The following is a 24426-nucleotide window of genomic DNA, read 5'->3' as shown; positions in this document are numbered from 1 at the left end:
AATTTCTAATTCAATGTAGAAAATCAGGCCAAGCCTACAATCAGTGGTCCGAGTAAGGTTAAGAACACATTTGCTAGGGCATAGGTAATTGCAAATGGAACAGTCGGAATCGAGTTGCCTGCTTTGTCTAAGATTGCCCCAAATGCAGGGTTTGCACTGCGTGAACCTGATAATGCACCAGCCATCACTGCAACGTTGTCATAACGCAGAACATAACGAGCAAAGAGCATGGAAAGTAGGAGAGGAACCAGTGTGACCACCACCCCAATCATAAAGAGTGAAAGACCACTTTCTTTAATGGTTTGAATAGCCTGTAAACCTGATTGTAAACCGACGGCTGCAACGAAGCCTGCAAGCCCTAAATCTTTAAGAAGCTGGGAAGCTGCTAAAGGCATATTGCCATGCACCTGATTTCGACTTCGAATCCAACCAAACAGAAGACCTGATAGTAAAGCACCACCACCAGCGCCAAGTGTTAGGGGCACATCACCTAGACGAATCACAAAAAGACCAATCACTAAACCAACCACAAGGCCAGCACCATGAAAAATCCAGTCTGTTTTTAAGCTTTCAGGCAGGGCTTTACCAGCCTCTTTCACCAAGCGGTCGAGGTCACTTTTTGTACCGTAGACGGTGACTACATCACCTTGGCGTAAAACGGTGTCGTTACTTAAAGGTTGGGACTCATCGTTACGCTTAATCGCAAGTACATAAATACCGTGCTTTAAATACGCAGGCGTATTGGCCTTAATATCTCCTAAAGTACGATTGAGATATTTGGAATTTCTTAGGATGACATCGCTGGTATCCATAATCATTTCCATACCTTGCGATGACTGTAATTCGCTACCGATTTGCTCGGCAACCGAAACAACACTGGCACGGCGACCAACCAGTAAAATGACATCGTCTGTTTGTAAAGTTAGTTCAGGAGCAACATCAATAAACTGATCTTTACGTTTTAACCGTTCAATCGTAATACTCGGCTCTTTTGCTTCAATTTCCGCAATAGTTTGCCCATTGGCTTGTTTAACTTTATAAATACGGCCAACAATTTCCGGCATTGCGAGTTCTTGGCCCGGTGCGAGTTCAAAAGCACCTTTGAGTCGTTCACTCTGAGCTTTTAATGCATCGTCGTGAATTTCTTTACCCATAAATTTAGGCAAGATATTCACACAGACAATAATTGCTCCCAATGAACCAAAAATGTAAGTCACTGCATAGCCAATCGCGACATTTGCTTGAAGTCTTTGAATTTCTGCGAGTGGGAGATCAAGTCTAGAAATTGCGTCTCCCGCAGTCCCAATAATGGCTGATTGAGTCATGCCGCCCGCAGCGAGACCTGCAGCCAAGCCTTTATCGAGATGAAAAATTTTAGCCATCACTAAAACAGTAACTAAACCACACACTGCCATAAATACTGCTAAAAGAATTTCTTTTATGGACTGTGGTCCAAGTGATTTAAAAAACTGTGGACCACTTTCAAAGCCTACTGCGTAAATGAAGAGAGCAAATAAAATTGCTTTAACGCCGTTATCGACAGGCACACCAATAAGACTTAAAACAACTGCGACGAGTAAGGAGCCTGCAACTCCACCAAACTGAAACTTTCCGAACTGGAATTGTCCAATCCAGAAACCTATTGCGAGTGATAAGAACAATAATATTTCGGGGCTGTGCTTTAAAACACCTTGTAACCATTCAATCATTTTGATCTCACTTTTATTATTAGCTCTATCTTTAATATATAAATTTATTTATTTTTCATTTTTAAAAATACATTATCAAAATTACTTAAGCAAACCTTCAATCCTGGTGATTTTCTTAAGTTTAAATATCAAAAATAATACTTTTAAAATACTTGTGATCAATACATACCAGTAATTCTGACTGATTAAATCAACTTATATTTTTTTAATGGATGGTAAAATTTATTTACAATAATATAAAGAATATTTTATGAAATTAAAGAATCTTACTTATAAATTAGCTTGAAAAATCATTTTTTAATATATTGATTTATAATGACTAGTTATTAAGTGTCATACTGGTCTTAATTTTGTATAAATTAAAAAAAAATTTACTTAAAATTATTTTTTTGATAATTGTGTCGCATAAATTAATTTTTAATATATTTGAATTAATTTTCATAAATATATTTGTTTCAAGGGGGAGTATAAGATTTAAAATTGCTATTTTTGAATGGACTATATATTTGGATGCAAAAATGATTAATATTTTGGTTTTATATTTTGATTAAATTTATTGTATTGAAAAATAGGGGTTTAGGGCTATTAAAAAATTGAATTTGCTCTATTGGCGCTCTTATTTTTAAGTGATTTCCTGTCCGCTTTATGACCCACACGCTATTTTTTCTTATTCTTTTTTCAAACACTCACATGCCATACTGCTTAGGAGTGCTAAATTTTGATGGATTTATGCTGTCACATGCTGATCTTAGATATTTTGGCCATAAAACTGTGTTATCTCAGCTTAAGCCTTTAAATTTGGGCCTCTATTTTCAATTCCACCACACAATCTGTACATATTATTCAGCAGTTTCAACGATATATTGAACAGCACCTACGGTAATTTTTATTCTAAAATTTCCATTATCTGATATAGCTTTTAGATTGATTTATATTTTAATTTATCTTAGTAATAAAAAGAGTTTTGTGGCACAGTAAAACGATAAATCTTAGAGTATAACTATGAAGCTTAAAGAATTAGCAGGTTGTGAGGAGTGCGATACCGTCTATCGTAGAGTCCCGCTTGCTTACGGAAAAAGAGCTTATTGTGTCTGCTGTGGTGCAGAGCTTTATCGGCATACCAAGCCTTTTACTACATTGTTAGCTCTAATTTTAACGGCCCTCATTGTATTTGTTATTGCCAATAGCTTTCCCATTGTCAAAATTGAACTGCAAGGCAACATATCCGAAACCACTTTACTGGGCGCCGTGTGGGTAATGTTTCATTACGATAGGGCATTTGTCGGTGTTCTTATTTTAATTACTACATTCATTGTGCCACTTACGTATTTGTTATTGCTGGGCTATGTACTCGGTACGGTCAGTATATTAAAGAAATGCCCCCAATTTTTAGTCGGTGCCTTGCGAACACTTTATTTTATGAGAGTGTGGGGAATGGTTGAGGTGTTCCTGATCGGAATTCTGGTCACGCTTGTAAAACTAATGGGCATGGTTCTTGTTATTCCGGAAATTGCTCTATGGGCATTTGCGGTCTTGAGCCTATTAATGGTTTATATTACTTCCGTAAAGGTGAGTGATATATGGAATGAAATTGATAGGTCACAGCCATGGCAAAAATAAAAAATGTGACTCCTGAAAAAATCACAAATACCAATATGATTTTAAAACAATATCCAAGAGCCAAAGATCTTTCACTGATATTGTGTCATTGTTGTGGGTTATTGAATTCTTCAAAAGTAAATAAAACTGATGCTCATAAAAATCAAATTCTACGTTGTGTTAGATGCCATAGCGTTTTGCACGAGCGTAAGCCGGGAAGTTTAAATCGTACCTTTGCTTTAGTGGTGGCTGCGACCATTCTCTATATTCCTGCAAATGTCCTTCCTATGACGGTAACTGACTCTCTTTTGGGCCGTCAGCAAGATACCATCATGAGTGGGGTCATTTACTTTTGGCAAAGTGGAGACTATTTAGTATCGGTGGTCATTTTTATGGCGAGTATTTTTATTCCGATGCTAAAGCTTCTTATTTTGTATTTCCTGTTGTTGGTTGTATATATACAGTCATCTGCGGCGTGGAAGTTTGCACCGGAGCAATGCATTAAACTCTACCGCATTGTTGAGTTTGTAGGGCGCTGGTCCATGATTGATGTGTTTGTGGTAGCCTTACTTACTGCTCTCATTCAAATTCAATCACTTGCAACTATTTTAGCGGGACCGGGTTCAATTGCTTTTGGTGCGGTTGTGGTTTTAACCATGTTTGCATCTTTAAGTTTTGACCCACGTATTATTTGGGATAATTTTTATGCATCTCAAAATACAAATAAACCTAACCGTGTTTCTTCGGAAAAAAACACAATTATTCAGGCTGAACACTCGCCTTTGAATAATGATTCCATTAATCCCAGTCAATAAAAGAACAATGAGTATGTCTGAAAACAAAACAACCAGTGAGACCTCAGATCATCATGAAACAGATGTTGAACTGGAAAACATGAATGATTTACCAGAACCCCAAGAAAAGAAAAATCGGTGGAAGCCTCTACTAATCTGGATTATTCCACTTATTGCGCTGCTGATTGCGCTTTCTTTGGCGGTGAAAGCACTACTTTCTAATGGACCAACCATTGAAGTATCTTTTCGTACCGCCGAAGGTTTAGTCGCAGGTAAAACAACAGTACGCTATAAGCAGGTAGACATTGGGGTGGTACGGCAAATCGATCTTGCAGAAGACCGATCTCATATTATTGCGCGCATTGATTTACGTAAGGATGCAAGCAATTTTGCTGCTCAAGATTCACGGTTCTGGGTAGTGCGTCCACGGATTGGGACAAGTGGGGTTTCAGGCATCGACACTTTATTGTCGGGTTCATATATTGAAGTAGATGGCGGGAAATCACCCGAGAAAAAACTTGAATTCACAGGTCTGGAAATACCGCCAGTGATTACGTCCGATGTGCCGGGCAAAGAGTTTTTCTTGAAAGCCGATGATTTGGGATCTTTAGATATTGGTTCGCCAATTTATTACCGGAGAATTAACGTAGGACAAATTACAGCTTATAAGCTATCTGATGACGGTAAAAGCGTAGAACTTCAGACGTTTATTCGTGCGCCGTACGATAAATTTGTAACGACTGACACACGTTTCTGGCAGGCAAGTGGTATTGATGTGACGTTAAATGCTTCAGGCTTTAACTTAGATACTCAATCGCTTGCAAGTATTGTTGCTGGTGGTATTGCGTTTGGTTTCCCTGAAAACTCAAATGCGACTGTCGCTGCTAACAAGAGCCGTTTTAATCTTTGGGACTCAAAAGCTGAAGCATTAAAAGAGCCGGATGGTCTACCGCGTGGCGTGATTATGTATTTTGATCACTCATTACGTGGTTTGGCTGTGGGTGCGCCAATCGACTTCATGGGAATTGAAATTGGTAGCATTAAATCAATTAATGCAGAGTTTTATAACAACTATAAGCAGATTCGCATGCGTGTTGAGGCAGTGATTTATCCTTCGCGTGTTGAAAACGGCCAAGCACTCAATCCAAACAGCGACATTTTCAAAGATTTTGTTGAGCATGGATGGCGTGCCCAAATGAGAACTGGCAACCTCTTAACGGGTCAAAACTATATTGCTTTAGATAAGTTCCCTAAAGCAAAACCTGCCACTCTACAAATCTTGAATGATGGCCGTGTGGTAATTCCAACCACTGCAACAGAGTTAAGTGGTTTACAGGCACAGGTTTCCCAAATTGCTGATAAGTTAACAAAATTCCCACTAGTCGAAATTGGGCAGGATGTTCGCAAAACGCTTAAGAATATGAATACAGCCATTGAGTCTACCGACAAGCTGGTTAAACAGTTAGATGGTAAAGTTGCTCCTGGTTTACAAGCAACCTTAGACGATGTTCGTAAAACTGTAAGATCTTCCGAGTCTATTTTGTCGAGCGATGCGCCGTTACAACAAGACGTACGTAAAGCACTGCAACAAATGACTCGTGCGGCTGCGTCATTACAGTTAATGGCAGACTATATTGAACAACATCCTGAATCTATTATTCGTGGTAAGAGACCAGAGGCCAACGATGAAAAATAAAAAGAACCGATCATTGCAACACTCTAAAGTAGCCAAATGGCTGCTTGGGAGTGGAGTGCTTTTGACAGCGATAGCCATGACAGCATGTTCTAGTTCACCAACACCAAACTATTATACGCTTACACCTAAAGTGACTCCGGTCTCGAACTCAACTGTGCAGGTGATTGAGGTCTTGCCGGTCGGGATCCCAGATCGTTTAGACCGTGCACCATTGGTGCTACAAGAGAGTAATGGTAAGTCGACTGTACTTGATAATGAGCGCTGGACATCGACTTTGGGTACACAATTACGCGATACCTTATCGGCGGGTTTGCAGCAAAAATTAGGAGCAATTGACAGTTATAGCAGTGGGCTTTCTGGAAACAATCAGCCTCTATATCGAGTTTCTACTGACTTTTCTCATTTTGATATTGTAGATAATAGCAATATCAACGTTGCCGTATCTTGGGTAGTGAAGCGCCAAATACCGCCCACTCAACTAGAGTCAACGAATCCGAAAGTAATCTCGAATAGAGGAGCGCAGCTCAATTGTAGAATTGCGTTTAAACAGCCGATTGATCAAAAAGCTAAAAAAATGGAAGCAATTGTAAGTGCTTCAAATGAAGCGATGAGCCAAATTATTAATACCATCTCTTCTTCAATTGTGGCGCTAGATTCAAATAAAAAGATGAACATCAATAACGGTATATGTTCATCTTAATAAAGGCTTATTTGTTATACGTTTAATTTAAAGCTCCTTATGGTTAAGGAGCTTTTTTATTTACTTTTATTGGTAAAAATTAAAGATCTTTTAAAACAGTTATAAATTTAATCAAGAGAGCAATTTTATTCTAGCTGTCTATTTATCTAAGAAGATATAGATAAGCTTTAGATTCGGTAAAAGGTTTAAATAATGAAAACAATCGGGTTACTCGGCGGCATGAGCTGGGAGTCTACAGCACTTTACTATCAACAAATTAATAGAATGGTTCAGAACAAGTTAGGGAAACTACATTCAGCCAAAATCATTCTAAATAGTGTCGATTTTGAAGAAATAGCAGCATTACAATCGAAAGGTTTATGGCAAGAAGCTGGAGCCTACTTAGCTGAGCAAGCACAAAATTTAGAAAAAGCAGGGGCAGACTGTATTTTAGTCTGTACTAATACCATGCATAAGGTAGCACCTCAAATTGAAGATGCCATTACGGTTCCATTTATACATATTGCTGATGCCACAGCAAAAGAAATTTTAAGTCAAAATATCCGAAAAGTTGCACTGTTGGGAACCGCTTTCACCATGGAGCAAGACTTTTATAAAGCCAGATTACAAGATCTTGGAATTGAGGTGATTATTCCAAATGATGCAAATCGGAAAATAGTACATAGCATTATCTATGACGAGCTTTGTTTAGGTGTGATCAACCCCGATTCGCAACATAAATACACGACCATTGTTGAAGAGTTGATTGGGCAGGGTGCCGAGGGCATTATTTTGGGGTGTACCGAAATTTGTATGTTGATTGGTGATATCAAATTTTCTGTGCCTCTATTTGATACCACCACCATTCATGCGAAAGAAGCTGTAAATTTTGCATTAGAGCAAAAAACGGCAGCCCGTTCTATTGCTGCTGGTTCGGTATAAATACTCATCAGCTTTTAATTTATTCTGAAATACGAACGAATCACAGCCCAATTTGTTGAAAGCCAGCAGATCAGTGAACCCGCCGTGACCATGGCTGTACCTTGCCAAAAACTGATTGATAACTCTGTCTGTAAAACCAGCATGGCAAGTAAAGATGAAATGATGGGGGTAAAATAAGAAGCAACCACTAGCATGGTAATGTTGCCATGAATAATGCCAATATTCCATGCTGCATAACCGAGACCAATTGCAGCAGAAGCAACGATTAAAGATAAAATTGTATTTAAATCGAGTGAAGGCAAACTCACTTGGCCGCTAAAAAGCAATTTTAGCCATAAGGTTAGGGCAACACCAAGAAAGAAAATAGAAATAGGGTTTTGTCCTTTACCCATTTTCTTGGTCAACACACAGTAAAAAGCCCAAATAATGGCACCTATAAAGGCCAAAATATAACTTAAAGGATTACTATGAAAATTATCGACAACACGACCTAAACTAAAATCTCCGTTCCCGGTCTGAATAAAAATGATACCGGAAATTGAAATGAGTAATCCTAAAATAATAAACACATTAAATTTTAACTCTCTAAAAATAACAAAAGCTAAAACAGTCAGGCTTGGCCAAAGGTAGTTTACAATACTTACTTCAATCGCTTGTTGCGCCGTCTTTGAATAGGCAAGTGCAAACGAAAAGCAAAGCTCATAAGCAATAAATAAAATTGCCCCTAAAATCAAATATTTTTTAGAAATTAATTTAAAATTTGGCACCCTAAAAATAATGAGCAGGAGTAAAGCACTTAAGGAATAGATTAGCGTAATGCCAACATCTGGACCGATTGCAGTCGTAATATGTTTTACAAAACCCACCATAGAGGCCCACATTAGGATGGCACTTAAACCAATCAAGGTTGCTAAATTTTTTGACATAAGAAATAAATGAACTTAATTGAACACCTGAGCTACAGTGAAAGTTAAAAATAATTAAAGTAAGTCAGGGTAAAGGAATTTTTAATTAAAAAATAGGCACAATAAACCAAATTACCTAATAAGTATTATCAGCCAACATAAATACTTTTGGTAATTAAACTAAATGCCAAGTATTAATTTATAGCTAAGCATTAGAGTAAGCTAAACCTCTAGAAAACACCCAGTTATGTATTAAAATTTTAAAAATATAGACGGTAATGCTCAGTACAGTTAAATAAATCAACTATAAGTCTCTCTTCTAAAGCATTACCCTGTGTTTATTGCGAAAAAATAATAAATGGAGATAAAAGATGCTTACACGTTTTTTACTGCCGATTTTGGGCACTACCGTTTTAGTTACAGGCTGTGCTTCTTCCTCTCAATATCCGATTAACGAGAGTTATGGTCCTGAGCCAAAGTTACCTGAACCGAAAACAAGCTTATTTCCAACCGTAAATATAGCACCGGCACAAGGTTGGCCAAGTGGTGTGATGCCGACTCCGGCAGAAGGTTTAAAAGTAAAAGCATTTGCTAAAGGACTTGAGCACCCACGTTGGCTCTATGTATTACCAAATGGTGATGTGCTGGTGGCTGAAACGGATGCTCCGCCTAAACCTGAAGACAGCAAAGGGATTAAAGGCAAAATTATGACCTTCGTAATGAGACGGGCAGGATCATCTCATCCAAGTGCAAACCGAATTAGTTTACTCCGTGATACGAATGGCGATGGTATAGCTGACCAAAAAACGGTATTCCTTAAAAACCTAAACTCACCGTTTGGTATGGCACTGGTAGGAAATCATTTATACGTTGCCAATACGGATTCACTCATGCGTTTTCCTTACCAAGAAGGTGAAACTCATATTACTTCAACCGGTACTAAAGTATTGGACTTACCGGGTGGGCCTCTAAACCACCATTGGACCAAAAATGTTATTGCCAATCGTGAAGGTACAAAGCTCTACATTACCGTTGGTTCCAATAGTAATGTGGCCGAAAATGGTCTAGATCAAGAAAAAGGCCGTGCACAAATTATGGAGTTTGATATTGCAAGTGGTCAGTCACGTCCATTTGCAACAGGACTGCGTAATCCAAATGGTATGGCTTGGCAGCCTCAAAGTGGAAAACTTTGGACAGTTGTAAATGAGCGCGATGAAATTGGTAGTGATTTAGTGCCCGACTATATGACGTCGGTACAAGATGGCGCTTTTTATGGCTGGCCTTATAGTTACTATGGTCAACACGTAGATGTACGAATCAAACCACAAAATCCTGACATGGTGGCTCGTGCAATTAAACCAGACTATGCTCTAGGTAACCACACTGCTTCGTTAGGTCTTGCATTTTATACAGCCGAACTCATGCCACAATTTAGAGGCGGAGCATTTATTGGACAGCATGGTTCTTGGAACCGTAAACCACATAGTGGATATAAAGTCATTTTTGTGCCATTTAGAAGTGGTCAGCCCTCTGGTCCACCGCAAGATATTTTGACAGGATTTTTAAGTGAAAAAGGGAAAGCGTATGGGCGTCCTGTCGGGGTAGCAATTGATTTTTCGGGTGCAGTATTAGTCGCAGATGATGTTGGTAATACGATTTGGCGTGTCTCACCAGTTGCTGAAACAACTTATGAGAGTCCAACCCAGCAATCCATTCGTAGTTCAGTGACTCAACCTTAAAAAGGTTGGGCAAAATAGGTTTATTTTATGCAAATATTACGGTTATCTGATTACCCTCAATACAAAGAAATGGCTGCACAGTGGTTTTCTGAAAAATGGCAAATCCCTGTGGAAGCCTATCTTGAGAGTATTCAGATTTCCATTGATCAAAAGCATGCTATTCCACAGTGGTACATTGTTTTAAATAAAGATAAGTATTTAATTGCTGGAGCAGGAGTTATTGATAATGACTTCCATGAGCGTAAAGATTTAACACCAAACTTATGTGCTTTATTTGTAGAAGAGAACTATCGAAACCAAAATATTGCAAAACAGATTTTAGATTTTGTACGTGAAGACTTGAGTAATCAGGGCATCCAAACACTTTATTTAATAACAGACCATACCGAGTTTTATGAAAAATGTGGTTGGCGGTTTTTAACGTTGGTAAAGGATGAGGAAGGCGAGATGGTACGTATGTATGTAGCAGATACTTTTTAATAGAACTTAAAGAGCATCTATTAAAAAATAGCCTCTAGTGAGGCTATTTTTTATGGCTTATTTATTTTTAAAATTTTTAATAATCATTAGAAGGGCGACCAGTGACAATAAGATAATAAAACTAATATAACTATTTGCCGTACTCATCAGCCCAATTTTACCTACAAAATAGCCAGCTAAAATTGCAGGAATACTAAAAGCCAAATAACTTTCAACAAAAAAAGCAGCCATAAGACCCGCACGTTCTTCGGGAAGTGCCAATGGCATTACACTACGAATAGCCCCCATAAATGCTGTACCAAAACCAACTCCAGTAATAATAGAACCTAAAAATAGAACTACAGCATTGGTTAGATTAATGGCGATGAATAAGACAATGGCACCAATAGCAATCGAGAGCGTACCGGTTAATAAAATACGGAAATTTGTCGACTTCCTAAGCGTTAATATACCTACCGCACCGGAAAGGGCGAGCGCCATAAACATAATCCCGTTTAGCCATGCCGATGACGTGTGGAAAATTTTTGCCAGTAAAGATGGCATAAGCGATAGGAAGAAACCACTGACCATCCAAAGTGCAATGTTAATCGGGCTAATACTCAATAAAGCGCTTTTTGTCTGTGGCGGAATGGCCATATTGGGTTTTAATGAAGCAAGTGCACCGGATCTTCTTTGTGCGGTCTCTGGAGTAAGAAAACTTAAAATGAGTTCACAAATAAGAAGAAAACATAAGAACTCAAAAACAAGCTGTAAGGGGTGGGCAGAGAATTGCAAAATAGAACAAGTCAGAAAAATCCCAACAGCCATACCTATCATTGGTGCAATACTATTAATTAGTGAACCATGAAGCTTACTAAAATCTAAAATTGCTGCGCCTATAGCTGAAACAGCAAGCCCTGTTGCGATTCCTTGTAAGCCTCGTGCAATGAATAACATCGAAACATCTGAAGCAAATAAGAAAAAGCTCATTGAAATAATTTGCAAAGAAATAGCTGCAATAATGACTGGGCGGCGTCCAATATAATCAGACAAAGAACCAATAATGAGTAATGAGCCAAGCAGCGTAAAAGCATAGGTGGCAAAAATCAAAGTCAATGTAACCGGTGAAAATTGCCAAAGCTGTTGGTATAGACGGTAGAGTGGTGTCGGCGCACTAGATGCAGCCATGAATGTCATGAGCGTGATGGTATTAAGTGTCAAAGCACTTGCCGCATCTAATTGAAAAACAGCTCTTGACCGTTTTGAACTTGAATTGTTCATATAAGATGAATAACATAAAAGCAAATATTTAGCTTTTATACATTATTTTTCCACTAAAGCAAATCCTTAGCTTTAGTGTATTTTGTATATAGTTATAAATATTTATAAATTTTTTGATCCCTTTACAGAGTTTATAAATGGCAAAAGTTGTTACTGGATTACGCCCTGGTGGACGCAGCGAAAGAATACAAACTGCGGTGCATCAAGCTGTAAAAGAACTACAAAAAGATTTTGAGCAAAGCCAAATTACTATTCCTATGATTGCAGTGCAGGCAGGGGTTACACCTTCAACCATTTACCGTCGATGGGGTGACATCAATCAATTATTTTCAGATGTAGCTTTAAATGAACTCAAACCTGACATGGAACCCAAAGATTTAGGTTCGTTCCAACAAGATATTACAGCATGGGTTGAGCAATATTTTGAAGAATATGCTTCAGAGGTTGGGCAAGACTTATTGCGAGATGTACTCTATACATCAAACTCGGATTCTAATGCCCGTAAATGTGAGACTTTAATTATCCAGCAGCTCGATATTATTCAAAACAGGGCAAAATTACGTAATGAGCTTACTATACCTAATCAGGTAATCATCGAGGCAGTGATTGCACCTATGTTATTTCGAATTTTATTCACCAATCATGAACTTAGTCTTGAGTATGTATATGATCTTTTAAACCGTCTTTTTATAAAAAATAAGTAGATAAAATCTATAAAAAGACTAGTCCCTTGTTTTTATTAAATAAATATATATCAATCTTTCTTATTATTTAAAAAATAAATTCTCATAATTTAAGATTGATATGAGGATGAGTTAATCATTTATTTTTGAAATACTTGTTCTGCCTATTTAAAAATCAAAAATAAACATAGATAATGCATGATGTAATTAATTAAATTATTTTATAAACATGCATTTATGTAAATTTTTAAAGACTTTTAGTTTTATGAAACTTATTGAGATAAATATTTTCTATACAAAAATATGCATGGTTTTTAAATTTTACATTTTTTAAATTTATGACACAGGGTGTTTTTTATTCTTTACAATGGCTCCACTTCATTTAAAGCAGCTTGTGGTGCACGCTTTATATTTTATTTTTTTATCCCCATCGAAAAGGTATTTAGATAATGGATTTCAATACCCTTGACCAAGAAACGGTACAGAAAAAACAAAAGTTTCATCAAATTTTGTATGTACAGGTCATCTTTGCAATTATTTTGGGCATTTTAATTGGTCATTTTTACCCAGAACTTGGCGAAAGCTTAAAACCGCTTGGTGATGCATTCATCAAAATCGTCAAAATGATTATTGCTCCCGTAATCTTTTTGACAGTGGTTACCGGTATTGCCAGCATGACGAACATGAGTCGAGTTGGGCGAGTGACAGGTAAGGCAATGCTATATTTCCTTACTTTCTCTAGCCTTGCGCTTGTGGTTGGTATGATTGTGGCTAATATCATTCAACCTGGTAAAGGCCTAAATATTGACCCGGCAACCTTAGTCAACGATAAAGTAAATAGTTACGTTGAAAAGGCTCATGCTACAAATATCACTGACTTTTTCATGAATATTATCCCGCAAACATTAGTGAGTCCGCTTGCTGGTGGTGAAATTTTGCAGGTTCTATTTGTGGCAGTCCTATTTGGTATTTCTTTAGCTGCATTGGGTGACCGTGCACGTCCAATTACTGATTTTTTAAATAACCTCACGGCTCCGGTTTTCTATTTGGTTGGCATGTTAATGAAACTTGCACCAATTGGAGCTTTTGGTGCTATGGCATTTACTATCGGTGCGTATGGAATTGAATCAATCGGTAATTTATTACTATTGATTATGACCTTCTATATCACGGCAGTGCTGTTCGTATTAATCATTTTAGGGGCTGTAGCACGCTACAATGGCTTTTCAATTATCGATTTAATTCGTTACATCAAAGACGAACTCTGGTTAGTTCTAGGTACAAGTTCTTCTGAAGCTGCTTTACCATCTTTAATGGATAAAATGCAAAAAGCAGGTTGTGAAAAATCTGTAGTAGGTCTAGTCATTCCGACAGGTTACTCATTTAACCTTGATGGAACTAACATCTATATGACTATGGCGGCTTTATTTATTGCACAAGCATGTAATGTTGATTTATCAATTGGTGAGCAGGTTGCATTGCTTTTAGTGGCAATGGTGAGTTCTAAAGGTGCGGCAGGGGTAACGGGCGCAGGCTTTATTACACTCGCAGCTACTTTATCGGTAGTACCTGCTGTACCAGTGGCAGGTATGGCGCTTATTTTAGGTATTGACCGTTTTATGTCGGAGTGTCGTGCATTAACCAATTTAATTGGTAATGCATGTGCAACCATTGTGGTTGCCCGTTGGGACAAAGCTCTGGACAAGGACGTTCTAGATAAAGCTTTACGCAAATCGAAAACGAATTAATTTTTTAATTCGAAATAAAAAACCTGTAGCAACTGGCAAATCGGGAGAGGTGCTGTGCTACAGGTTTTATTATTTAATGATCAAAAAAATATAATTTAAAAACTATATACTCATTAATAGTTATTAAGGAAAGCCACTATAAAAATTTCACAAATTTTCGTATAGAACTACTTTTTAAAAAGCAGAACTTTTGAGTTATCTACACTATAAAAATAGTATATAAACTAGCTTAGGTTTATGCTTTTAAGTGATCCTCAAATTCTTCACCTAACTGCATTGCTAAAGCATTACCTGCCAAATCACAGGTCACTAAGCCATATTCTTTTTTAAAACTGAAAGTAAAACCTTTTCCATCAGCAAGGTTTTTAACCGAATACCCTAATTTTTCTAACCAAATACGGAACGCAATTAAATTTTTCGCTTTAACAACCTTTTTCACGTGAGAACTCCTTCTATCCGTGTCTTACACCTTATTTATTAATAGGGATTTACTCGAATTTTTTAAAGGGGGAAAACTTTGTTTTATTTTGCATCTTGTAAAAAAAGTAAAATAGATAAAGCAATATCCTTCATTTTATAAATTTATTAAGTTTTTATGTAATTAATCTGAATATTTATAAATCCTAAGCTTTTGTTTTTTATATATATTTTAAAATAATGGTATTGGGTTGAAATTTAATCAATTTAAATTAATCTAAAAACAATAAATGTAAAAAATAATTTCATGCAACATGCTTTATTCAAAAAGATACAGTTCTTAAAATTAAACTGTATCTTGGTTGAAAGCTTATAATTTTAAAAATTGTCTTTTAAGCTACGTAAGTGAGCGAACTCATCTACACTTTCAGCACGTAAAAACGGATTTGTTGCTAGTTCAAGTTCAATACTACTTGGCAAGGTAATTTTACCTTCTTGACGAAGCATGCGGACTTGTTCAGCACGTTCTTGCAGTGCGTGGTTTTCAGGTTCTACACTCAAGGCAAATTCCGCATTAGAAAGTGTATATTCATGTGTGCAATACACTTTGGTTGCAGTGGGTAGTGCAGCAAGACGATTTAGTGAGTGGTACATTTGTTCTGCTGTACCTTCAAATAGCCGACCGCATCCCATTGCAAACAAAGTATCTCCACAAAAGAGGGCATTAAGCTCTTCAATAAAATATACAATATGACCTAAGGTATGGCCGGGTGTTGCAATAATCTCTACATTTAAATCATTAAATTTTAGATGATCATCGTGTTGTAAGGGATGAGTAATGCCAGGGATTTTACTTAGTTCATCTCTTGGGCCATATACCGCCATAGACGTGTTAGCCGTTAAATCAGCAACACCGCCGATATGGTCTTTATGCCAATGGGTAAGCCAAATCTGTTTTAGAGTTAATTGATGTTCTTGGCAAAAGTGGGTGACTAACTCAGCCTCTGTTGGATCAACTGCAACAGCTTCATGAGTCTCAGTATCTTCTAAAATCCAGATATAGTTTTGTAGGGCATTTTGCACATCAATATAATGAATTCTATAACGCATTTTTTTATCCTGAAACTAAATCCAAAAGCAGTATCTACGGGCTAATTTTGATAATAACAGAAATTACCTTGAGTAACGTGTCTAATAAAATGCTCTATAAATTAGACTCTCTAAAATAAAAAAGCCCTCATGGAAGAGGGCTTTTGTAGGAGTTCAATTAGCGCATTTTTGCGAGCCAATTTCCTAGCATTTGAACGATTTGTACCAAAAGTAATAATACAATAACCGTTAAAATAACGACGCTTGTATCAAAACGTTGATAGCCATAAGAAATTGCCAAGTCACCAATACCACCAGCACCAACTGCACCAGCCATAGCGGTTGCACCAATAAGGCTAATCGTAGCAGTCGTTAAGTTCAAAATAAGCGAACTACGAGCTTCAGGTAAGATAAAGCGCGAAATAATCTGCCAAGGAGTTGCACCCATAGCTTGAGCAGATTCGATAATTCCTTCATTTACTTCAAGCAGGGAAGTCTCAATAAGACGTCCCATATATGGCCCAACGTAAATTGTTAAAGGAACGATCGCTGCCCATGTACCAATTGAAGTTCCTACCAATAATTTGGTCAGTGGAATAACTGCAATAAGTAAAATAATAAATGGCAGAGAACGTAAAGCATTTACAATTGGGTTGAGTAAATGATAAATGAATTTATTTGGCAAAATGCCTTCTGGGCGGGTTACAAGTAGAATAATCCCTTGGATAAAGCCCCAAATACCACCAAATAAAAGCGCAAAGAACACCATATGGAAGGTTTCTTGTAACGCAGTTACAAACTGGTCAATTGAAAGTGAACTGTGCCAGAAAGGTTGAGTAAGTTCAGTTAACCACTGTACGATTAAATCTCTCATACTTGATCTCCTGATTGAACTACACTCACTTCATTTTTCTCTAAAAACTCAATCGCCTGACGAATCAACTGTGGATCACCTAAAAGCTGTACAAACATCTGACCAATGACGGTGCCGTTAATTTCAGTCATATTGGCAAATAAGATATTTAAACTAATATCAAATTGTTTAATAAGCGACTGAATCACAGGCTCTTGTGCTGAACGCCCTAAGAACTGTAAGCAATAAATGCTGTGATGATGCTGGTTTTCAAGTTGATTTAAAATATTTACAGGCAACTGCTGATGTAAAACAGTTTGTATAAAGTTTTTAGTTGTCGGATGTTGTGGATTACTAAAGATATCAATGGTTGAGCCTTGCTCAATCACTTTACCAGCTTCCATGACAGCAACATGGTCACATACAGTCTCAATCACATCCATTTCATGAGTTACCATGACGATTGTGATTTTTTGCTCTTGGTTAATTTTCTTTAATAATTCTAAAACCGACTTTGTCGTTTGTGGGTCGAGGGCAGAGGTGGCCTCATCACACAAAAGAATTTTAGGGTGGTTGGCTAAAGCACGAGCGATACCAACACGTTGTTTCTGACCGCCAGAAAGCTCATCTGGATAAGCATCTTTTTTATGCTTAAGATCAATGAATTCAAGTAACTCATTTAAACGCTTTTCACGTTCTGCTTTGCTGTAATTTAGCAGACGCATTGGCATTTCAATATTTTCAGCAACTGTTTTGGTTTGAAGCAAATTGAAGTGCTGAAAAATCATACCAATATTTGCACGTTCCTGACGTAATGAACGCGCATCCAAAGCAGTGAAGTCCTTTTGATTAATGATAACCTGACCTTCATTTGGTCGTTCAAGTAAGTTAATCAGGCGGATTAAAGTACTTTTACCTGCACCACTATAGCCAATAATGCCGAAAATACTGCCTTCAGGAATTTCCAAATTAATTTGGTCCAGTGCACGTATAGTTTGGCCTTTAAGCTGATAGTGCTTTGAAATGTTTTTAAATTGAATCATGTCGTCAAAAACTATGCTAAAAAGAAAAAACAGGCAAAGAGTCTTTGCCTGTTTCGCGTTGCAGCTATTATATTACTATTTAGCTTGCGTGAGGTAGCTGATTGGCTGATTCACGTCAACTTTTGTACCACCAAAGTGCTGTTCAACGTATTTTTTAACAGCTTCAGTGTGGTAAAGCTGACCAACTTTCTGAAGAACAGGGTCATCTTTACGTGATTCAGCAGTTGCAAGAATATTTACATTCAGCTTTGTGCTTTGGTCAACTGGCTCATAATAGATAGAATCTTTAAGCACATTTAAACCACCTTCCATTGCTAAAGTATTACCTAAAACAATTGCATCAACTTCGTCTTTTACACGAACAGCAGTTGCCATCTGAATTGGTTTAATGTCAATTTTTTTGCTGTTGTCAGTAATATCGCTTGGAGTGCCTTTCGCTGGATCAAAGTCAGCTTTAAGCTTGATTAGACCTGCGCTTTGTAACAATAACAATGCACGAGCTTCGTTCGCTGCATCATTAGGAATAGCAATGCTTGCACCTTGAGGGAACTCATCAACTTTTTTGTATTTACTTGAGTAAATACCCATTGGTTCAAGATAAGTTGTAGCAACAGGAGCAATCTTATCTTTATTTGAAGCATTAAATGCAACAAGGTAGGCATAAGATTGGAATGCATTTAGGTCAACTTCTTTGTTTGCAGTAGCTGTATTCATTGCAACATAATCAGTGAAGTTTTTCACCTCAAGTTTAAGACCGGCAGCTTTAGTTTCCGGTAAAGTTGCAATATAGCGCCAAATATCAGCGTCAGAACGAGTAGAAGCAATGACTACAGTTTGTAACTGAGCAGAGTCTTTGCCATTTTGTGGTTCATTTTGCTGTTTGCCGCAAGCTGCAAGTAATACTACAGACACGCTTAAAAAAAGACTGATCAGCTTTTTCATGTAAAAAAAGTCCTGATTATGAGAGATCTCAACCATTCAGGTTGGCTCTCAGCTGGGAAAATTGGTGATGTTGAAAGTTCCAACGGTTTAACCAATCATAACAATAAAAACATATTCAATATAGTGGACATGTTTCGATCTTATTAATCAGAATTGAATAAAAATTAAGATTAATATGAATATTTGTGATAAGTGAATAAGCAAAATAAAAAAGCCCTCATAAGAGAGCTTTTTTACTATTTAAATTTTTATTCAGCTTTTTCACGAGCAATAGCACGGTAACCAATGTCACTGCGGTATTGCATACCTGTGAAGGTTACTTGCCCACATACTTCTAAAGCATTGATTTGTGCTTCAAGAACGCTGTCACCTAGAGCAGTCACGCAAAGTACACGTCCGCCAGAAGTAACGATATGGCCATCTTCACGAGTAGCAGTGCCTGCATGGAAGATTTTAGTATCTTCTGGTGATTGACCGATACCTGAGATAACGTCACCTTTACGCACGCTGTCTGGGTAACCTTCTGCTGCAAGTACAATACCGATTGACTTACGCTCATCCCATTCTGCTTCGCTTGGTAAGTTACCTGCGATACCTGCTTCAACCAAATCAACAAGAGATGACTTCAAACGCATCATGATAGGTTGAGTTTCCGGGTCACCGAAACGGCAGTTAAACTCAATTACGCGTGGTTGACCTTGTTCATCAATCATTAAACCAGCATATAAGAAGCCAGTATAAACATGTCCATCAGCAGCCATACCATCAACAGTTGGGCGCATAATTTCATTCATTACACGCTCAAAAACGTCTGGAGTCACAACTGGAGCAGGAGAGTAGGCACCCATACCACCTGTGTTAGGACCTTGGTCACCTTCAAAAATACGTTTGTGATCTTGTGAAGTTGCCATTGGTAAAATGTTTTTACCGTCAATCATACAAATGAAAGAAGCTTCTTCACCAGCAAGGAACTGTTCAATTACAACACGTGAGCCTGCATCACCAAATTTGTTGCCTGCAAGCATGTCATCAATTGCTGCAAAAGCTTCTTCATTGGTCATTGCAACGATAACGCCTTTACCAGCCGCAAGACCGTCAGCTTTAATTACAATTGGTGCACCATTTTTTTCAACATAAGCTTTTGCTGCATCAACTTCCGTAAATACTTCATAAAAAGCAGTTGGGATGTTGTGGCGTTTTAAAAAGTGCTTAGCAAATGCTTTTGAGCCTTCAAGCTGTGCTGCATATTGAGTAGGTCCCCAAATTTTTACGCCTGCTTCACGTGCAGCATCAACAACACCATTTACTAATGGCGCTTCTGGGCCAACAACAATCAGTTCAACATTATTTTCTTTAGCAAAAGCAATAATTGCCGGGTTGTCTAAAATATCGAGCTGAACGTTAACGCATTTTGGTTCTGTTGCAGTTCCTGCGTTACCAGGCGCAACGAAAACTTGAGTAACTTTGGCATCTTGCGCGATTTTCCATGCTAAAGCATGCTCACGACCACCACTACCTAAAACTAAAATATTCATTTTTAATTTGTTCCTTAACTTTAATCCTTTTTCATCCCCCTCTATTTCTCAAGGTGGAGAGATAGTTCCATTATTGTGGAAAACCCTCCTGAATAAAAGGAGGGTTAGGGAGGACTAGATTTAAATTAGTGGCGGAAATGGCGCATACCAGTGAAGACCATTGCAATTCCAGCTTCATCAGCAGCTGCAATAACTTCTTCATCACGCATAGAACCACCCGGTTGAATAATGCATTTAATGCCAGCTTTCGCTGCATTATCAATACCGTCACGGAACGGGAAGAATGCATCAGATGCCATAACTGCGCCTTCAACAACCAGACCAGCATGCTCAGCTTTAATTGCTGCGATACGTGCTGAGTTAACACGGCTCATTTGGCCAGCACCTACACCAATAGTTTGACGGTTTTTGGCATAAACAATAGCGTTTGATTTTACGTATTTCGCAACTTTCCATGCGAAAATAAGGTCATCAATTTCTTGTTCTGTTGGTGCACGTTTAGTCACAACTTTAAGATCATCTTTGGTGATCATGCCCAAGTCTTGGTCTTGAACAAGTAAGCCGCCGTTAACGCGTTTATAGTCAAGTTGTGGAGCACGTGCATCAATTGCAGGTAATTCACCACATACTAAAACACGAACATTTTTCTTCGCGCCAGTAACTTCAAGTACACCATCAGCAATACTTGGAGCAATAATTACTTCAACGAATTGGCGATCTACAATTGCTTGAGCAGTAGCAACATCTAACTCACGGTTAAATGCAATAATACCGCCGAAAGCAGATTCTGGATCTGTTGCGTAAGCTAAATCATAAGCAGCTTTAATACCGTCTAAAGAAACGGCAACACCACAAGGGTTAGCATGTTTTACGATGACACAAGCTGGTTTTGCAAATGATTTCACGCACTCAAGGGCAGCATCAGTATCAGCAATGTTGTTATAAGACAATTCTTTGCCTTGTAATTGTTTTGCAGTAGAAACAGAAGCTTCTTTTGCATTTGCTTCAACATAGAAAGCAGCAGATTGGTGTGGATTTTCGCCGTAACGTAAATCTTGTGCTTTGTTTAATTGGGTGTTGAACGTACGAGGGAATAAATCTGCTTCACCTTCGGCCTTACCAACGCGAGCGCCTAAGTAAGAAGCAATCATGCCGTCATATTGAGCTGTATGTTCAAATGCTTTAACCGCTAAATCGAAGCGTGTTTCGTAAGAAAGTGAACCAGAAGCTTTTAATTCGCTAATAACTGTATCGTAATCTGAAGCATTTACCACAATACCGACAGATGCATGGTTCTTAGCAGCAGCACGTACCATTGTTGGACCACCGATGTCGATATTTTCGATAGCATCAGCAAGAGAACAGTTAGGTTTAGCTACTGTAGCCGCAAATGGGTAAAGGTTAACGACAACTAAATCGATTGGATCGATGTTGTGTTCTTGCATAACAGCTTCGTCTAGACCACGACGAGCCAAAATACCGCCATGAATTTTTGGATGTAGTGTTTTAACACGGCCATCCATCATTTCCGGGAAACCGGTATGTTCAGATACTTCAACAACAGCAATATTATTATCTTTAAGCAACTTGTATGTGCCGCCTGTAGATAATAATTCTACCCCTAAAGCTGCAAGGTTTTGAGCAAATTCGACAATTCCTGTTTTGTCTGATACAGAAATCAAAGCACGTTTAATAGTCATGATGTTCAAGTCAACAATTTCAAGTCTACGGATTAAAACCAATTAGAAGCACAAAAAAAATGCCCACGAAGCCGTGAGCATTTTATCATTTATTCACTCATTAAACCGTGAGCTTTTAACTTTTTACGTAAAGTGCCACGGTTGAGTCCAAGAATTTCTGCGGCACGTGTTTGGTTACCACGAGTATATTCTAGAACTACAGATAAAAGAGGTTTCTCCATTTCTGCTAGCACCATGTCATATACCTGAGATGGTTGCTCACCTTGCAATTGTGCAAAATAATGGCGAACTGCGCGATCCACGTGGATGCGAAGAGCAACATCAGATTGTGCAGTAAAAATAGGAGATTTGCTATTCATGCGAGTTAATCCGAAAATCAAATACTAGCTTGGGTAAAGTAGTATATAAATGTGGTCTAAAAATACGGAGTCCTGTTTTAGATCCTAAAACAGTGACTCTAAAACATAAGAACAATTAGCTTGCCATATTTCTTCGTATTGAGTAAAAAATAAGCGTAACAATAATTAAATATTTGTTACAGCCCCCTCAAAAACAAAAAAAGTTAGGCTATGCGCTTAATGTAGAAAAGCACACATGCTTAACAGTATATTTTTTGAATTGAGAGCGAGGAGTATATGAGTCAAAGCTTTCGTGGCGCGTATCATACCATTGTCTAGGAAAAAGTGAGCAAATTAACTGCATTTTTTTTTAATTTTTTTTCACTTTTTTTACAAATTAGGGGTGGACAATTTCTAATCGATAATTTACTAGGCTTTTTTTGCTTTTATTTAGCTCAACTTGGAATCTAAAAGGTGTATTGGTCGGAATGCGTTGAATACCCCGTAAGTTTTCGACCAAGTATTGTTGAGGGGTAAAAATGATTTCTTCTTGATCGGTTTCTTTGCCAAAGCTGAGTTTTAGGTTGGGCAACTCAATACTTTTATTATTCTGATTTATGAGAACACCTGAAAGTTGAGTATGCTCTGTACCAATTTTACGTAGCTTTACCTTTTCTATATAAAGAAGTTGATATTGTTCAGCTGACTTGTTGCAATGCAATATTTGACAAACATAATTAAATGCATGGCTAATCGCAGGGCTTTGTTGCATGAGTTTAGGGTTAAACCAAAGAATCTGAAAAGTAAAAACCAAAATCAGAATCAGATTTGCAGAACTCCAAAGCGTATAGTACAACCAGCTATGCTTTTTACCGTTATCTTGTTCAGGAGAGGTTGCTTGCTCAGCCAAATTAAGATTAGGAAGAGCATTAATAGGTTCATTATGGAAGTAATTTAAATTATTCAAATAAGTCAAAAGATCAATATTAGAGTTTTCAACTTTTTGATCAAAGATATCTAACACATGAGAATGGGTCATATATCGTGTTTGCATAGAGCCATGAGCTAAAGCAGATGAGTTTACCGTTTCCGGCTGCTCAACATTTACTAAATTAGTCAGAGCATTAAAATTTAAATTACATTTAGGGCAACAAACCATACCCTGAGCAACAGTTAACTGAGTAAGAGAAACTTTATAAACTGTTAGACACTTAGGGCAGCGGGTTTGTTTTTCATTCATGAGTTAAAACATCTCAATTTGTTGTTTTACGTTTTCCTGAAATGCGGCACCAGTTTTCTTCGCGCTTTTCGACATCTAATATATCAAAAAATTCAGAATAAACACCTGAAACATCAGCAACTTGCTCTTCGATTACACCAGCAAGTGCGAAATCACCATCAGATTTAAGTAATTTTGCGAACTCTGGCGCAAGTGCCATTAAAGGACCCGCTAAAATATTTGCGACTAAAACATCTGCTTGTTGAGGTTTGAATTCTTGATCAAACTCTTCAGGAAGACCTACATATAAACGGTCTAATACACCATTGAGTTCTGCATTTTGTTTAGTTGCTAAAACTGCTTGTGGGTCGATGTCTGTCGCATAGACTTTCTTAGCGCCTAATAATAAAGCTGCAACACCTAAAATGCCTGAGCCACAGCCATAATCAATCACGATCTTATCTTTAACATCAGTTTTACCTAACCATTGTAAGCATAAGAAAGTACTTGCATGATTACCTGTACCAAAAGCAAGGCCTGGGTCAAGCTTAATATTTGTAGCATCTGCTTCTGGTGGCTCTAACCATTCAGGAACAATCCAGAATTTTTCCCCGATCTGAATTGGTTCATAATAATCCATCCATGCGCGTTCCCAAACTTGATCTTCAAGTTCTTCATGACGCATCGGCACATCTGGAAGTTGTGCTTTTAAGAAAGCTTCTAAAGTATCAACATCAATTGGGTCTTGTTCGTCTTGTTGGTAAATACCAGTAACAATGACTTTGTTCCAGAGTGGTGTTTCACCTGGTAATGGTTCCAGTAAAGCCTGATCTTCGGCATCATCCAAAGTTACGCTTACCGCACCTAGAGACATTAAAAGTGTTTCTGTGAATTCAACTTGTTCTTGATCAACGGTAATGTGTATTTGTAACCACTTCACGAAAAGGACCTAAAATTTTATTTAAAGGCATATTGTAGCCGACTAGAGTAGTTTAAAAAAGAAAACGGCCCATCTTTAATGGACCGCTTTTTGAAAATGATGATGTGATATAGAAG

At 37.8% G+C, this 24426-nt stretch carries 22 protein-coding genes; 9 read left to right on the top strand and 13 right to left on the bottom strand.

Translation table 11 applies throughout. The annotated features are described in order from the left end of the window. Window positions 1–23 precede the first annotated feature (23 nt). Window positions 24–1709 (bottom strand): aspartate-alanine antiporter, encoded by a 1686-nt coding sequence (gene aspT, locus EG365_RS01275; protein WP_000574045.1) that lies wholly within the window; start codon window positions 1707–1709, stop codon window positions 24–26. Between the two features lie 1002 nt (window positions 1710–2711). On the opposite strand from aspT, the gene EG365_RS01270 reads away from it, so the two are divergent. The 5 genes from EG365_RS01270 (at window position 2712) to EG365_RS01250 (ending at window position 7419) form a co-directional block, all read left to right on the top strand. Beyond that, complete coding sequence (locus tag EG365_RS01270; RefSeq protein WP_000768105.1) at window positions 2712–3329, top strand: paraquat-inducible protein A; 618 nt, start codon at window positions 2712–2714, stop codon at window positions 3327–3329. After that, window positions 3317–4123 (top strand): paraquat-inducible protein A, encoded by an 807-nt coding sequence (locus EG365_RS01265; protein ID WP_001062699.1) that lies wholly within the window; start codon window positions 3317–3319, stop codon window positions 4121–4123. The genes EG365_RS01270 and EG365_RS01265 overlap by 13 nt, the downstream gene beginning before the upstream one ends. Before the next feature lie 7 nt (window positions 4124–4130). Continuing rightward, complete coding sequence (locus tag EG365_RS01260; protein WP_002016783.1) at window positions 4131–5798, top strand: intermembrane transport protein PqiB; 1668 nt, start codon at window positions 4131–4133, stop codon at window positions 5796–5798. Then, a complete protein-coding gene (locus tag EG365_RS01255; RefSeq protein ID WP_000791373.1) occupies window positions 5788–6498 on the top strand; it encodes a PqiC family protein in 711 nt (236 codons plus the stop codon). The genes EG365_RS01260 and EG365_RS01255 overlap by 11 nt, the downstream gene beginning before the upstream one ends. A 192-nt stretch (window positions 6499–6690) precedes the next feature. Further along, complete coding sequence (locus tag EG365_RS01250; protein WP_000848609.1) at window positions 6691–7419, top strand: aspartate/glutamate racemase family protein; 729 nt, start codon at window positions 6691–6693, stop codon at window positions 7417–7419. 14 nt (window positions 7420–7433) lie between these two features. Here EG365_RS01250 and yddG read toward each other — a convergent pair whose 3' ends face one another. After that, on the bottom strand, window positions 7434–8345 hold the full coding sequence (gene yddG / locus EG365_RS01245) for an aromatic amino acid DMT transporter YddG (RefSeq protein WP_000042002.1): 912 nt from the start codon (window positions 8343–8345) through the stop codon (window positions 7434–7436). A 350-nt stretch (window positions 8346–8695) separates the two neighbouring features. Here yddG and EG365_RS01240 point away from each other — a divergent pair, with 350 nt between their 5' ends. Together EG365_RS01240 and EG365_RS01235 are read left to right on the top strand one after the other, a co-directional pair. Further along, window positions 8696–10063, top strand: a complete 1368-nt coding sequence (locus tag EG365_RS01240; RefSeq protein ID WP_000957803.1) for a PQQ-dependent sugar dehydrogenase — start codon at window positions 8696–8698, stop codon at window positions 10061–10063. Between the two features lie 27 nt (window positions 10064–10090). Then, window positions 10091–10543 (top strand): GNAT family N-acetyltransferase, encoded by a 453-nt coding sequence (locus EG365_RS01235; protein ID WP_001166571.1) that lies wholly within the window; start codon window positions 10091–10093, stop codon window positions 10541–10543. A 57-nt stretch (window positions 10544–10600) separates the two neighbouring features. Here the strand turns inward: EG365_RS01235 and EG365_RS01230 are convergent, their stop codons facing one another. Further along, window positions 10601–11803, bottom strand: coding sequence for an MFS transporter (locus EG365_RS01230; protein WP_001066100.1), 1203 nt, complete (start codon window positions 11801–11803; stop codon window positions 10601–10603). Between the two features lie 137 nt (window positions 11804–11940). Here EG365_RS01230 and EG365_RS01225 point away from each other — a divergent pair, with 137 nt between their 5' ends. Both EG365_RS01225 and EG365_RS01220 read left to right on the top strand, forming a co-directional pair. Next, window positions 11941–12507 (top strand): TetR/AcrR family transcriptional regulator, encoded by a 567-nt coding sequence (locus EG365_RS01225; protein WP_001151708.1) that lies wholly within the window; start codon window positions 11941–11943, stop codon window positions 12505–12507. Window positions 12508–12935: 428 nt separating this feature from the next. Continuing rightward, complete coding sequence (locus tag EG365_RS01220; RefSeq protein WP_000347180.1) at window positions 12936–14234, top strand: dicarboxylate/amino acid:cation symporter; 1299 nt, start codon at window positions 12936–12938, stop codon at window positions 14232–14234. 235 nt (window positions 14235–14469) lie between these two features. Here EG365_RS01220 and EG365_RS01215 read toward each other — a convergent pair whose 3' ends face one another. The 10 genes from EG365_RS01215 to prmA all read right to left on the bottom strand — a co-directional run bounded on the left by EG365_RS01215 (window position 14470) and on the right by prmA (window position 24310). Further along, a complete protein-coding gene (locus tag EG365_RS01215) occupies window positions 14470–14673 on the bottom strand; it encodes a hypothetical protein (RefSeq protein ID WP_000758190.1) in 204 nt (67 codons plus the stop codon). 356 nt (window positions 14674–15029) lie between these two features. Continuing rightward, a complete protein-coding gene (gene gloB / locus EG365_RS01210; protein ID WP_001270570.1) occupies window positions 15030–15761 on the bottom strand; it encodes a hydroxyacylglutathione hydrolase in 732 nt (243 codons plus the stop codon). 157 nt (window positions 15762–15918) lie between these two features. After that, window positions 15919–16614, bottom strand: coding sequence for a methionine ABC transporter permease (locus EG365_RS01205; protein WP_001205190.1), 696 nt, complete (start codon window positions 16612–16614; stop codon window positions 15919–15921). Further along, complete coding sequence (locus tag EG365_RS01200) at window positions 16611–17636, bottom strand: methionine ABC transporter ATP-binding protein (protein ID WP_000614025.1); 1026 nt, start codon at window positions 17634–17636, stop codon at window positions 16611–16613. The genes EG365_RS01205 and EG365_RS01200 overlap by 4 nt, the downstream gene beginning before the upstream one ends. Window positions 17637–17711: 75 nt before the next feature. Then, on the bottom strand, window positions 17712–18578 hold the full coding sequence (locus tag EG365_RS01195) for a MetQ/NlpA family ABC transporter substrate-binding protein (RefSeq protein ID WP_000733783.1): 867 nt from the start codon (window positions 18576–18578) through the stop codon (window positions 17712–17714). 248 nt (window positions 18579–18826) lie between these two features. Next, on the bottom strand, window positions 18827–20113 hold the full coding sequence (gene purD / locus EG365_RS01190) for a phosphoribosylamine--glycine ligase (protein WP_001024112.1): 1287 nt from the start codon (window positions 20111–20113) through the stop codon (window positions 18827–18829). 125 nt (window positions 20114–20238) lie between these two features. After that, a complete protein-coding gene (purH, locus tag EG365_RS01185; RefSeq protein ID WP_000153210.1) occupies window positions 20239–21813 on the bottom strand; it encodes a bifunctional phosphoribosylaminoimidazolecarboxamide formyltransferase/IMP cyclohydrolase in 1575 nt (524 codons plus the stop codon). 89 nt (window positions 21814–21902) lie between these two features. Further along, entirely contained in the window at window positions 21903–22172 is a 270-nt protein-coding gene (gene fis, locus EG365_RS01180) for a DNA-binding transcriptional regulator Fis (protein WP_001086304.1), read from the bottom strand. Window positions 22173–22548: 376 nt separating this feature from the next. Next, window positions 22549–23391 (bottom strand): zinc-ribbon and DUF3426 domain-containing protein, encoded by an 843-nt coding sequence (locus tag EG365_RS01175; protein WP_001003277.1) that lies wholly within the window; start codon window positions 23389–23391, stop codon window positions 22549–22551. Window positions 23392–23404: 13 nt separating this feature from the next. Next, window positions 23405–24310, bottom strand: a complete 906-nt coding sequence (gene prmA, locus EG365_RS01170) for a 50S ribosomal protein L11 methyltransferase (protein WP_000871703.1) — start codon at window positions 24308–24310, stop codon at window positions 23405–23407. Between the last annotated feature and the right edge of the window lie 116 nt (window positions 24311–24426).

The organism is Acinetobacter sp. FDAARGOS_494, assembly GCF_003812225.1.
GTDB lineage: Bacteria > Pseudomonadota > Gammaproteobacteria > Pseudomonadales > Moraxellaceae > Acinetobacter > Acinetobacter baumannii.
Note: the sequence above shows the minus strand (reverse complement) of the source record. Positions and strands in the feature narration are given on the sequence as shown.